We start from the raw sequence: 13,330 nt of genomic DNA, 5'->3' as shown, positions 1-13,330 counted from the left end.
CTTGCAAATACCCCGGGTTTTGCGCTTGCAAATACCCCGGGTTTTGCGCTTGCAAATACCCCGGGTTTTGCGCTTGCAAATACCCCGGGTTTTGCGCTTGCCTCAGCCGGAACACGATGGGAACATGGTCAAAACGCTGGCTGTTATATCCCAGTCAAGCAAGCGCGTTAAACGCCTCTGATCAGCCTGTCGGGAGACGAAGATGAAGAAGCTTGCCGCCATTGCCGCCCTTTCGGCATCGACGCTTGGCCTGTCGGCCGGCACATCCTTTGCCGACTACACACTGAACATCCTGCACATCAACGACTGGCACAGCCGCATCGAAGGCAACAACAAATATGAAACGACCTGCTCGGCCGACGAAGAAACCAAGGGCGAGTGCATCGGCGGCGCGGGCCGGCTGATCACCGCGATCGCCCAGGAACGCAAGAAGCTCCAGGGCCAGAACATGCTGTTGCTCAGCGCCGGCGACAATTTCCAGGGCTCACTGTTCTATACGACCTACAAGGGCAAGGTCGAAGGCGAGTTCCTCAACGACATGAAGTTCGACGCCATGGCGCTCGGCAACCACGAGTTCGACGACGGCGAAGCGGCGCTGGCGCCGTTCCTCGACATGATCAAATTCCCCGTGCTTGGCGCCAATGTGAAAGCCAACGCGCAGTCCAAGCTCGGCGACCGCGTCAAGCCATCGATCGTCGTTGAAGTCGGCGGCCAGAAGATCGGCATCATCGGCGCCGTCACCAACGACACGCCCGAACTCGCTTCCCCCGGCCCGAACATCGCAATAGAAAACGACGTCAAGTCGATCACGGCGGAGGTCGAGAAACTGCAGGCGCAAGGCATCAACAAGATCATCGCCATCACCCATATCGGCTACAACAGGGAGCGCGACGTCATTGCCAAGATACCTGGCATCGATGTCGTTGTCGGCGGCCACAGCCATACGCTTTTGTCCAACACCGATCCGAAGGCGGCAGGCCCCTATCCGACGATGGTCGACAATCCTGGCGGCTACAAGGTGCCGGTGGTGCAGGCGGCGTCCTATTCGAAATATCTCGGCGAGTTCAAGGTCGTGTTCGACGACAATGGCGTGGTCAAATCGGCCAGCGGCGATCCGATCTATCTCGACAAGTCGATCACGCCGGATCCCGCCGTACTCGCCCGCATCAAGGAACTCGGCGCGCCGATCGAGGCTTTGAAGAACAAGGAAGTGGCCGAGACCACCGATGTCATCGACGGCAGCCGCGAGAGTTGCCGCGCGCGCGAATGCGCGATGGGCAATCTCGTCTCCGACGCCATCCTGGACCGCGTCAAGGGACAGGGCGTCGAGATAGCGATCTCCAATGGCGGTGGCCTGCGCGCCTCGATCGACAAAGGCACCATCACCATGGGTGAAGTGCTCACCGTTCTGCCGTTCCAGAACACGCTGGCGACCTTCCAGATTTCCGGCAAGGACCTTGTCGCCGGGCTGGAGAACGGCCTCAGCCAGATCGAGGACGGCGCCGGGCGCTTCCCCCAGGTGGCGGGTCTCAAATATTCCTTCGACAAGTCGGTCGCGCCCAATGCCGGCCGCGTCAAGTCGGTGGAAGTGATGGAGAACGGCGCCTGGAAGCCGATCAATCCCGACAAGGACTATCTGGTCGCCACCAACAACTACGTGCGCCAGGGCGGCGACGGCTACAAGGTCTTCGCCGACAAGGCCAGGAACGCCTATGATTACGGCCCCGGCCTCGAAACGGTTGTCGCCGATTATCTCGGCGCCCACCGACCGTATACGCCCAAGCTCGACGGCCGCATCACCGAGATCGCCGCGACGACAGCGGCAGTTCCCGCTGCTCCAGCAACCACACCAGCCAAGCCGGCCGAGGCGGCTCCGGCGGCCCCGGCCCCTGCGGATGCCACCAAGCCGGCAGAACCGGCGAAACCCGCCGACGCCGCGCCTGCGATGCCGGAGTTGCCCAGCAATTCAGGCAATATCGCCAACACGCCGCCGGCCATATCGACGGAAGGAGCACCGCCCCAGCCCGCTACGCCGGCTGCTGCCCCCGCAACCCCGGCGCCTGCCGAACCGGCAAAGCCGGTCGAGCCCGCCCCGGCCGCGACAGCTCCTGTCGAATCCGCACCGGCAGCACCCATATCATCAGAACCGGCAAAGCCGGCCGAGGCCGCACCTTCCGGGAGCAGCCATGTCATCGTAACCGGCGACACCTATTGGGATCTGGCCAAAAAGGCCTATGGCGACGCGACCAAATGGAAAGTCATCTATGAAGCCAACCAGGGTCAAAGGCCGCATCGGCTTATGCCCGGCGCCACGCTGACCATCCCGGCAAAGTAACGTCACTTCGCCTTCTCACAAACACCCGCGCGGGAAACCGGGCGGGTGTTCTGTTTTCGGCTGGAAACGCGATAAGGTGCGGCCAGACGCGGCATTGAAAACCGGCGTGCCATCGCTAGTTTCACGCCGTGTCCGGAGAACCCTTATGACGCTAACCACCGCTGTCGATCCCAAAGCCGCCAAGCCGGTTGGCCTGACGGCGGGTCACGCGCCTGCCGGAGCGGGCAAGGTCGGCGTCATGCTGATCAATCTTGGCACGCCCGACGGCACCGGCTTCAAGCCGATGTGGCGCTATCTCAGGGAATTCCTGTCCGATCCGCGCGTCATCGAGCTCAACAGGGCGGTCTGGTATCCGATCCTCTACGGCCTGGTGCTCACCACGCGGCCGACGAAATCAGGCGCCAATTATGCTCGGATCTGGAACCAGGAGAAGAACGAGTCGCCGCTGCGCACCTACACGCGCGCCCAATCCGAAAAGCTGGCCGAGGCACTGCGCGACCTTCCCGATGTCGTCGTCGATTGGGCGATGCGCTATGGCAACCCCTCGACTGCGAGCGTCGCCCAAAATCTGCTCGTGCAAGGCTGCGACCGCATCCTGACCTTTCCGCTCTATCCGCAATATTCGGCGACGACGACGGCGACCGCCAATGACCAGTTGTTTCGCGCCTTGATGAAGATGCGGGCGGCACCGGCCATCCGCAGCGTGCCGCCCTATTATGCCGAGCCTGTCTACATCGAGGCGCTCGCCTCCTCGATCGAACGGCATCTGGCAACACTCGATTTCGAACCGGACGTCGTCATCACCTCCTATCACGGCATCCCGAAACCTTATTCTGACAAGGGCGACCCCTATCAGGCGCATTGCCTGGAAACGACGCGGCTGCTGCGCGAGAAGCTCGGCTGGAGCGAGAGCAGGCTGATCACCACCTTCCAGTCCCGCTTCGGCGCCCAGGAATGGCTGCAGCCCTATACCGACCAGACCGTGGAGAAACTGGGCAAGGACGGCGTCAAGTCGATCGCTATCGTCAATCCTGGCTTTTCCGTCGACTGCATCGAGACGCTGGATGAAATCGGCCGCGAGGCCGCCGAGACCTTCCACCACGCCGGCGGCAAGAATTTCGCCCATATCCCTTGCCTCAACGACAGCGCCGAAGGCATGGCGGTGATCGAGGCGATGGTGCGGCGCGAACTGTCCGGCTGGGTCTGAGACCGGAACAACGGCCCCTCCGCAGCGTTGAGCCGCGCTTCCGGAGAATTCGATGCCCCGCAAACTCGACCTCAGAACTGGCCGGCCTGTCTGGTCCGCCTATCGGGCACCCAGCGTGCCGGCTTCAGCGCTGACCCGCGACGCCAAAGCGGATGTGCTCATCGTCGGCATGGGCATCAGCGGCGCCATGATGGCCGAAGCGCTGACGGCGGACGGCCACTCCGTCATCTGCATTGACCGGCGCGGACCGCTGAAAGGTTCGACTGCGGCAACCACCGCACTGGTGCAGTTCGAAATCGACCAGCCGCTTTCAACTCTATCGAAGATGATCGGCAAGGCCTCCGCCCAGCAGGCCTGGCGGCGCTCACGGCTCGCCGTTTCCAATCTTGCCGCCCGCATCGCCGAACTCGGCATCAACTGCGCTCTGAGCCGCAGCCAATCGCTCTATCTGGCCGGCACCATGCTCGGCCCTTCGCAACTCCGGGGCGAAGCCCAGGCGCGGCGGGAGGCCGGCATCGACGCGACCTACCTCACATCAGCACCGTTGGCGCAGACATTTGGCATCGATCGCGATGGCGCCATCCACAGCCACGGCAACATCGCGCTCGATCCATGCAAACTGACGGCCGGGCTGTTTCTCAAGGCACTGGAACGCAAGGCGCGCTTCCACGCTCCCGTCGAAGCGACAAGGATCGAGGACGGCGCCAACAAGGTGGTCGTGGCCACGAAAGACGGCCCGACCATCACGGCACGGCAAATGGTGCTGGCCACCGGCTATGAACTGATCGACATCGTGCCGGCGGCGGCCCACCGGATCATCTCGACCTGGGCGATCGCGACCTGCCCGCAACCGCGAAAGCTCTGGCCCCGGGCAACCTTCGTCTGGGAAGCGTCCGACCCATACCTCTATGTCAGGACGACGGCCGACGGCAGGGTCATCTGCGGCGGCGAGGACGAGGATTTCGTCGACGAAACACGGCGTGACGAGCAGATCGCCGACAAGAGCGCGCGCATCGCCGCAAAACTTAGCCAGCTGTTTCCGCATCTCGACGTCAGGCCTGAATTTGCCTGGACCGGCTCCTTCGGCACCACGACCACCGGCCTGCCCTATATCGGCGCCATTCCGAGGCACCCGCGCATTCATGCGGTGATGGGCTATGGCGGCAACGGCATCACCTTCTCGCGCATCGCTTCCGAGATCGTCTCCGCCTCGATCGGCGGGCTGGACGACACGGATGCAGGACTGTTTGCCTTCAACCGTTGAGCGCAGCCCGCAAACAATCCCTCATCACCTGATTGTAACGTTGCTGAAACACACTTAAGTCTTTGGTGAAGCCGGCTGCGCGGGAATGGCTCTCGCGGCCTGCCTCTGAGGGAGAGCCAAATGGATTTCAGTGGTTTCGATATTGCGGTCGTTGTTTTGGTCGCGCTTGTCGTGCTGGTGCTGTTCAAGGGCATCAAGACAATTCCACAAGGCTACAACTATACCGTCGAACGCTTTGGCCGTTACACAAAGACACTGAGCCCGGGCCTCAACCTGATCACGCCCTTCGTCGATCGCATCGGCGCCAAGATGAACATGATGGAGCAGGTGCTCGACGTTCCGAGCCAGGAAATCATCACCCGCGACAACGCCATAGTCGGCGTTGACGGCATCGCCTTCTATCAGATACTCAATGCGGCGCAGGCCGCCTATCAGGTCGCCGGCCTGCAGAACGCCATCCTCAACCTGACGATGACCAACATCCGTACCGTCATGGGCTCGATGGACCTCGACGAGCTGCTGTCCAACCGGGACGCCATCAACGAGCGCCTGCTGCGTGTCGTCGACGAAGCCGCGCATCCGTGGGGCATCAAGATCACCCGCGTCGAGATCAAGGACATCAATCCGCCGGCCAACCTGATCGAATCGATGGGCCGCCAGATGACGGCCGAGCGCAACAAGCGCGCGCAGATCCTCGCCGCCGAGGGCCTCAAGCAGTCGCAGATCCTCGAGGCCGAAGGCCGCAAGGAAGCCGCGTTCCGCGACGCCGAGGCGCGCGAACGCTCCGCCGAGGCCGAAGCCCGCGCCACGCAAGTGGTGTCGGAAGCCATCGCCAAGGGCGACGTGCAGGCGTTGAATTACTTCGTCGCCCAGAAATACACCGAGGCGCTCGGCAAGATCGGCTCCGCCACCAACAGCAAGATCGTGCTGATGCCTTTCGAGGCGTCGTCGCTGATCGGCTCGCTGGGCGGCATCGGCGAGATCGCCCGGGAAGTCTTCAAGGGCGATGGCCCGGCTGGCACGCAACGGCAGGTTTCACGCCCGCCGGTCGTCAAGCCAAGTGATAACTGATGTCATTGTGAGTGGGTCAAGATCATGATCGACCGCATTATTTCCGAACTCGGCCCGTGGAACTGGATGGTTCTGGGCTTCGTGCTGCTGGTGGTGGAGGTCATCGCGCCGGGCTTCTTCATGCTGTGGATCGGCATCGCCGCCTTGATCGTTGGCGCGGCATCGCTGCTGATCTGGAATGCCGCCATCTGGAGTTGGCAGGTCCAGGTGCTCGTCTTCCTCGTGCTGTCGCTGGTTTCGGCTTTCATCGGCAAGAAACTGATGGGCGGCCGCGACCAGCCGAGCGACCAGCCACTACTCAACCGTCGCGGCGCGCAATTGATCGGCAAGATGGCGACGCTCGCCGAACCGATCCGGGACGGCCGCGGCCGCATCAAGCTCGGCGATACGTTGTGGCGGGTTTCCGGCCCGGATCTGCCGGCCGGCACGCAGGTGCGCGTCACCGCCGCCGCCGATACCGATCTGGAATTGACGGTGGAGCAGGTCTGAGTTTCAGACAGCGCCAACGCCCTAAGGTGTTGAGATTCAGGTTAGGCCGAGTCGAGAAGGATGGCTTTCGAGAACCGGAGCGGAGCGTACTTAAGTACGTGAGCACCGGAAGCGCAGAAAGCCGTCTTTCGCAGGCCGGCATCACCTGAATATCAATACCTTAAGCTGCGCCGATGCGCAGTAGGTCGTGGAAATGAACCACGCCCAGCGGCATGTTGTTCCTGGTCACCACCAGCGCACCGATATTGTGCTCGTTGAGCAGCGCGATCGCCGTCCCGGCAAGCGTCTGCGGATCGACCGTCTTGGGCGTGCGGGTCATCACCTCGTCCACGATGACATCGGCCAGGTTGCGATGCAGGTTGCGCGCGACGTCACCGTCGGTGATGATCCCGGCCAGCTCGCCGTTCGCGTCGACGATCAGGACGCAGCCGACCTTCTTTTGCGACAGCGTCATCACCGCCTCCGGCATCTTTGTACCGAGTACAGCGAGCGGCATCTGCTCGCCGACCCGCATGATCTCGGAGACCATGGTCAGGTTGGCGCCGAGCTGGCCGCCGGGGTGGAAGGTGCGGAAATGATCCGGCGTGAAACCGCGCGCCTCGAGCAGCGCGATCGCCAGTGCATCGCCTGTGACCAGTTGCAGCAACGTCGACGTCGTCGGCGCCAATCCGTGCGGACAGGCCTCGGGCGTACGCGGCAAAAGCAGCACGATGTCGGCCGCGCGCGCCAGCGCCGATGTCTCGCCGGAGGTGATAGCGATGAGCGGGATGGAGAACCGCCTGGAATAGGTGACGATGCCCATCATCTCCTTGCTCTCGCCCGACCATGATATGGCGATGATCGCGTCGTCCTTGGCGATCATGCCGAGATCGCCATGGTTGGCCTCGACGGGATGTACGAAGAAGGCCGGCGTGCCGGTCGAAGCCAGCGTCGCCGCGATCTTGGAGCCGATATGGCCGCTTTTGCCGATACCGGTGACGATCAGTCGGCCATCGATCTTCGAGATCATGTCTACGGCCTGCGCGAAAGGCGCGGCCAGTCCGTTCTCGAGCGCTTCGGCCAGAGCGGCGATTCCCGCCTGCTCGGTTGCCACCGTTCTCAGCGCCGAATCGATCGACGCTTGCCTGTCCAGGGGCTTCTTATCGAGGGATCTCGCATGCATGGATGATGCGATTAGCGCTTTGCCGTCCGCCTGTCCAACAGAAATGGCGGTGACACCCAGACCGCAGAGGCCTCGCGCGCAACGCGCGAGTCTACGAACAGCGGCGCTTTAGCCGCCCGAACAACCGCTACCTCAACCCTCCGTTAACCATCCCCATTTACGGTTCGGTAAGTATGGCGCGCGGGCGCCGCGCAAGCAGTGGTGGCGATGTCCGGGGCCCAGCCAGAAAAACCAAAAGGACGACAGGGCAAGGCGGCATGTGCCTTGTTGCTGGCGACCAGCATGCTCGCCTTGCTGCGCCCGGCTCCGCTCCATGCCCAGGAAACGGAGCTGCGTGGCGAGGTTCCCGAATCGGCGATCCTGTCCGATCAGCAACGCAAGGCAAGGCAGTTGGTCCTCGCTGCCCAGGGCCAGCAACAACCGGCCGATGCCGCGCAAGACGACACGCAGCCGCGTACCTATTTGCCGGCCAGCGCCGGCGCCGTCCCTGACGACACGGGCACCGACGCCGCCACAGCCAGCATTTTCGATCCGCCGCAGGCGTACGACGACACGTCCACCGCCGATCCGACGACGCCCAAGCCCCGCCGCCGCCCATCGACTGGCGGGCGGACCGCGGCGGATCAGGACAAGACCAAGGCCGACGCCAAGGCGGCCGACAAGGCGAAGAAAAAGAAGACAACCGCCGCGACCACTGACACCACCGGGGCCGTGACCGATGGCAGCGACACCGCCGCGACGGACCAGGAAGCGGCCAACCGGCGCGCCCTCACCATCGACAGCGCCGAGCGGCAGAAGCTCGACCCCGGCGCCGAGCGCACCGCCGCCATCGAAGGCCTGAACAAGAAGGCCGAGGACGATCCGTTCGCCGCTACCGGCGTCAGATGGGGGTCCTTCACCATCCGGCCGACGATCGAACAGGGCCTGACCGCCACGACCAATGGCGATTCGAGCAGTGCCGGCACATCGGCGCTGCTGTCGGAGACGGCGCTGCGCTTTTCAGCGGTTTCCGACTGGCGCGAAAACTCCGCCACCGTCGACGGCTACGGCCTGTTCCGCGAGACCGTGTCGGGTTACCCGGTTCACGATGGGCAAGGCCGCATCGAAGGCCAGTTCAACATGGACCTCGACAATGAACTGCGCGCCATCGCCAAGCTCGGCTACGAAGCCGTGCCGGAAACGGCCTCATCACCCAACGCCATTGCCGGCGTCAGCACCCAGCCGCTGCGACAGACGATCGACGGCAGCCTCGGCATCGAGAAGGCCGTCGGCAAGATGCAGTACACGTTGACCGGCGCGGTCTCGCACGACTTCTATGGCGACGCGAAACTTTCGGACGGCACCTCGCTGTCGCAGAAGGATCAGGACTCGACGCTCTACACGGCGACCCTGCGCACCGGCTACGAAATCTCCCCGGCCCTCACCCCGTTCACGGAAGTCGAGCTCGGCCGTCGCCTCTATGATCAGCGCATCGACAATGAAGGCTTCGAGCGCTCCTCGACGCGCTTCGGCGCTCGTGCCGGCTTGCAACTCGACATGGGTGAGAAGCTGTCGGGTGAATTCTCGGCCGGGTGGCTGAGGGAAGCGATCGACGACAACAGCCTGGAGCCCATCTCAGGCGCGACCGTCAACGCCGATCTCAAATGGTCGCCGGAGCGCGGAACCACGATTGGCCTGACCGGCAAGACCACCGTCGAGACCACGACCACCGCTGGGGAAAGCGGCGATATCCTCTACTCCGGCCGCCTGACGGCCGAGCGGCAGATCCGCGCCAACCTTACCGGCAATGCGGCACTCGGCCTCGATTGGCGAGACTATATCGGCATCGATGGCCATGACAGGATCCTGAGCGCCGAGGCCGGCCTGACCTGGTGGCTGAACCGCTATGCCGGCCTCACCAGCCGGGTGAGAACCGAAAAGCTGACCAGTAACCTGCCCGGCCGCGACTACACCGCCAACAGCATCTATCTCGGCGTGAAAGTGCAACGCTGAGGACGTCTGAGATTCATCATCCTGGGGCGTGCCAAGGAGCGAAGCGACGCGGCGCAGACCCGAGGATGACGAAGGCGCGGGGCCTGCGGTCGGCCAAACTCGCCCCGCGACCTAGAAAGCAGCGCCGCGCCGCTCCGAGGGCTTCATCTCGTCGAGAAGTGTGCGGATGACACCGGCCATGCTATGGTTCATGTCGCTGCGCCACAGCGCGAAAGCGACATTGGCCTCCACAAAACCTTCCGGCGAGCCGCAGTCGAAAGTGCGGCCCTGATAGTGATAGCCATAGAAGGACTGCTGCTTCTCCAGCTTCAGCATCGCGTCGGTGAGCTGGATTTCGTTGCCGGCGCCCTTTTCCTGGCCTTCGAGAATCTTGAAAATCTCCGGCTGCAGGATGTAGCGGCCGTTGATGTAAAGGTTGGACGGCGCGGTGCCGGTCTTCGGCTTCTCCACCATCTCGGTGATGCGGAAGCCGTGATGCTTATCCTCGCCGCGGCCGACAATGCCGTATTTGTGGGTCTCCGCCGGGTCACATTCCTGCACGGCGATGATGTTGTTGCCGGTTTCCTCGTAGAGCTCGACCATCGACTTCATGCAGCTCTTTTCCGACTGCATGATCATGTCGGGCAACAGCAGCGCGAACGGCTCGTCGCCGACCAGTTCGCGCGCGCACCAGACCGCATGGCCAAGGCCGAGCGGCACCTGCTGGCGGGTGAAGCTGGTTTGGCCGGGCGCCGGCTGCAGCCGCTGCAAGCGGGCAAGTTGCTCGTCCTTGCCGCGCTGGGCCAGCGTGTCATAGAGCTCGAACTGGATATCGAAATGATCCTCGATGACCGCCTTGTTGCGGCCGGTCACGAAGATGAAATGCTCGATGCCGGCTTCCCGGGCCTCATCGACAACATACTGGATGACCGGCCTGTCGACGACGGTCAGCATCTCCTTGGGAACAGCCTTGGTGGCTGGGAGAAACCGCGTACCGAGGCCGGCGACCGGGAAAACTGCCTTGCGAACTCTCTTCATGCTTTCAATTATCCATGTGATGGCCGGCTCCGCAATCCCGTCAGTCGACATTTTCACGCCGGAATTGAGGATTACCTGCACAACCGAGGGGAGCTTCCACCGGTAAAGCATCAGGTGTCTTTTCGTTCCAGACGACGCCTATGGTAAACCAATTCCTAACCCGGTTCGGCGATGAATGGTCTTTCCTGAGATAGAGAAGGAGGAAAACATGTCCGTTCGCAATGCCGCAAAACGTTTCACCAGCGTCATGACGGCGGCCAGCCTCTCGCTTGCTCTGCTGATGCCCGCCGGGCCAGCCTTCGCCGACGGCGGTTTCCGGCAGTGGGTCGCCAGTTTCCGTGCCACCGCTGTGGCGGGCGGCGTTTCCGGGTCCATCTATGACCAGGCTTTCCGGGGCATCAACGAGCCCGATCCGGTGGTGCTGGAAAAGGCGCGCACGCAGCCGGAATTCACCGCACCCGCCTGGGACTATTTCGACAACCGCGTGCATGACCAGTCGGTGGCCAACGGCCAGGCGATGGCGAAAAAGTGGAAGCCGTGGCTGGACAGGATCGAGGCGAGGTTTGGTGTCGACCGCTACGTCCTCCTGGCGATATGGTCGATGGAATCGAACTATGGCGAGATCCTGAAGCGCGACGACATCATGCGCAATGTCATCCGCTCGCTGGCGACTTTGGGCTATGGCGACCCGAAACGGTCGAAATTTGCCCGCACGCAGTTGATCGCGGCACTGAAAATCCTGCAGACCGGCGACATCGATGAAAGCCATTTGATGGGCTCATGGGCCGGCGCCATGGGCCAGACCCAGTTCATCCCCACCAGCTACCAGCACTATGCCGTAGACATGGACGGCAACGGCAAGCGCGACATCTGGAATTCCATCCCCGATGCGCTGGCGACCGCCGCCAATCTGTTGAAGAAGAACGGCTGGCAAGCCGGCAAGACCTGGGGCTACGAAGTCACGCTGCCGGCCGGCAAATTGCCCGGCGGAGCGAAAACGCTGGCGCAGTGGGAGACGCTCGGCGTCGTCAGGGCCAGCGGCAAGCCGTTCAGGAACCTCACGGACAAGGCGACACTGAAGGTGCCGGATGGCCGTGGCGGGCCGGCCTTCCTGATGATCAGGAATTTTTCGGTCATCAAGGCCTACAACAACGCCGACAAATATGCCCTCGCCGTCGGCCTTCTGGCCGACGAGATCGCCGGTGGCAGCGGCCTGGTCCAGGATTGGAAGCGGCCTTTCACCAAGCTTACCTTCGAGGAAAGACAGGAGTTGCAGAAGCGGCTTTCGCAGCACGGGCTTTACGACGGCAAATTCGACGGCAAGATCGGGGACGGTTCCAAGACCGCCATCATGGCCTATCAGGCAAAGGTCGGCTTGACCCAGGACGGCTATCCGAGCATGGAAGTGCTCAAATGGCTCAGGCAGAAATAGAGCCGGCCGCGGCGCCGCGTTTTTTTGGCGCTGGCACCTGGTGCCATGGCACTTTGAACTTGCGCCACGCCCCAAAACCGGCTCCGGTTTGCGGGACCAGGCGCAAGGGGATGGAGGAGTGATTGGTTTCGGCTGCGCGTATCGCGATCCTTGTTCGTCGCACGCCGATCCTGATTCTGGCGATCGTTCTGCTGACGATCGGCGCCGCCGGCGCCTTCCGCACGCCGGCCCTGGCACAGGAGCAACCGCAGCAAAACCGTGGCTGGTCGTTGCGCGACCTGCTGTTCCCGCGCCGCAGCGAATGGGTCGAGCCACCACTGGATATCGAGAAGGCAAGGCCAAAGCCCAAAGCCAAGAAACCGCGCGCGCCTCGCCCGCCCACGGAGCCTGAAACCCCTGTGGTCGAAAAAGCGCCGGACGCCCGCACCGTGCTGGTGGTCGGCGACTTCATGGCGGCGGGCCTCGCCGAGGGCCTGGACGCCGCCTTTACCGACAATGCCGCTGTCAGGATCGTTACGCGCAGCAATGGTTCATCCGGCTTCGTGCGCGATGATTTCTACAACTGGCCTGAACAGATCAAATCGCTGATCGAGACCGAAAAACCTTCCGCCATTGTCGTCATGCTCGGCTCCAACGACCGCCAGCAGATGAAGGTGGGGGACGTGCGCGAGCAGCCTCGGTCGGAGAACTGGACCAAGGAATACGAGCGCCGCACCGATTCATTCGGCACGGCCATCGCCACGGCCAAGGTGCCCTTCCTGTGGGTCGGCATGCCGGCTTTCCGGCTGCCGAAGATGACCTCGGACATGCTGGCCTTCAACGACATTTACCGCAAGGCGGCCGAAAATCATGGCGGCGAATTCGTCGACGTCTGGGACGGATTCGTCGACGAGAACGGTGCCTTCGTCACCAGCGGTCCTGACATGAACGGCCAGCCCGTGCGGCTGCGTGCCGATGACGGCATCAACGTGTCGAAGGCCGGCAAACGCAAGCTCGCCTTCTATACTGAAAAACCGCTGATGAAGATCCTGGGCCTGGCCGCGCCCGGCGGCGTCGCCCCTGCCGCCGCACCGGCGGGCGCGCCCGTCGAGGCACCTGGCCCAGCGGCCGTGCCAATCGTGATAGACCGCACGCCACCGATGCTGCTCAGCGACCCGGCGTTCGACGGCGGCACCGAACTGCTCGGCGCGGCTCCTCAGCCGAAAGCCGATCCGGCTCTCCCCGGTGAAAGACTGATGATCGAGGGCAAGGCGCCGGAGGCTTCGCCGGGGCGCGCCGATGATTTCTCCTGGCCGCCACGGACAAATCCGCCGGCCACGGCGGCCGCCACCGATACGACGACAGCGATCAATCGTTAGGCA

Annotated in this window: 10 protein-coding genes; 8 read left to right on the top strand and 2 right to left on the bottom strand. The window is 63.1% G+C overall.

Annotated elements, in window-relative coordinates:
• Positions 1 to 202: 202 nt before the first annotated feature.
• The 5 genes from FJ548_RS08905 (at position 203) to FJ548_RS08885 (ending at position 6,366) form a co-directional block, all read left to right on the top strand.
• Positions 203 to 2,335, top strand: a complete 2,133-nt coding sequence (locus FJ548_RS08905; protein WP_140777676.1) for a 5'-nucleotidase C-terminal domain-containing protein — start codon at positions 203 to 205, stop codon at positions 2,333 to 2,335.
• 145 nt (positions 2,336 to 2,480) lie between these two features.
• Positions 2,481 to 3,542, top strand: a complete 1,062-nt coding sequence (gene hemH, locus FJ548_RS08900) for a ferrochelatase (protein ID WP_140690452.1) — start codon at positions 2,481 to 2,483, stop codon at positions 3,540 to 3,542.
• A gap of 52 nt (positions 3,543 to 3,594) precedes the next feature.
• Entirely contained in the window at positions 3,595 to 4,806 is a 1,212-nt protein-coding gene (locus FJ548_RS08895) for an FAD-binding oxidoreductase (protein ID WP_140777675.1), read from the top strand.
• Between the two features lie 120 nt (positions 4,807 to 4,926).
• Complete coding sequence (locus tag FJ548_RS08890; protein ID WP_140607266.1) at positions 4,927 to 5,877, top strand: SPFH domain-containing protein; 951 nt, start codon at positions 4,927 to 4,929, stop codon at positions 5,875 to 5,877.
• A 24-nt stretch (positions 5,878 to 5,901) separates the two neighbouring features.
• Positions 5,902 to 6,366 (top strand): NfeD family protein, encoded by a 465-nt coding sequence (locus tag FJ548_RS08885; RefSeq protein ID WP_140607267.1) that lies wholly within the window; start codon positions 5,902 to 5,904, stop codon positions 6,364 to 6,366.
• Positions 6,367 to 6,526: 160 nt separating this feature from the next.
• Here the strand turns inward: FJ548_RS08885 and FJ548_RS08880 are convergent, their stop codons facing one another.
• Positions 6,527 to 7,528 (bottom strand): KpsF/GutQ family sugar-phosphate isomerase, encoded by a 1,002-nt coding sequence (locus tag FJ548_RS08880; protein WP_140777674.1) that lies wholly within the window; start codon positions 7,526 to 7,528, stop codon positions 6,527 to 6,529.
• A 207-nt stretch (positions 7,529 to 7,735) separates the two neighbouring features.
• Between FJ548_RS08880 and FJ548_RS08875 the strand changes: the two genes are divergently transcribed.
• Positions 7,736 to 9,520 carry an outer membrane beta-barrel protein gene (locus tag FJ548_RS08875; protein WP_181168740.1) on the top strand — a complete coding sequence of 595 codons (1,785 nt, stop codon included), beginning with the start codon at positions 7,736 to 7,738 and terminating at the stop codon, positions 9,518 to 9,520.
• A gap of 111 nt (positions 9,521 to 9,631) precedes the next feature.
• Here the strand turns inward: FJ548_RS08875 and galU are convergent, their stop codons facing one another.
• The gene (gene galU, locus FJ548_RS08870; RefSeq protein ID WP_181165503.1) at positions 9,632 to 10,546 is read right to left on the bottom strand and encodes a UTP--glucose-1-phosphate uridylyltransferase GalU; all 915 of its coding nucleotides are present in this window, start codon (positions 10,544 to 10,546) and stop codon (positions 9,632 to 9,634) included.
• A gap of 199 nt (positions 10,547 to 10,745) precedes the next feature.
• Here galU and FJ548_RS08865 point away from each other — a divergent pair, with 199 nt between their 5' ends.
• Entirely contained in the window at positions 10,746 to 11,969 is a 1,224-nt protein-coding gene (locus tag FJ548_RS08865) for a lytic murein transglycosylase (protein WP_140777672.1), read from the top strand.
• A 122-nt stretch (positions 11,970 to 12,091) separates the two neighbouring features.
• On the top strand, positions 12,092 to 13,327 hold the full coding sequence (locus FJ548_RS08860) for a DUF459 domain-containing protein (RefSeq protein WP_140777671.1): 1,236 nt from the start codon (positions 12,092 to 12,094) through the stop codon (positions 13,325 to 13,327).
• Positions 13,328 to 13,330 lie beyond the last annotated feature (3 nt).

Source organism: Mesorhizobium sp. B2-4-17 (assembly GCF_006441275.1).
Taxonomy (GTDB): Bacteria; Pseudomonadota; Alphaproteobacteria; order Rhizobiales; family Rhizobiaceae; genus Mesorhizobium.
The sequence above is the reverse complement of the archived record's forward strand: the minus strand, read 5'-3'. Positions and strand labels throughout refer to the sequence as shown.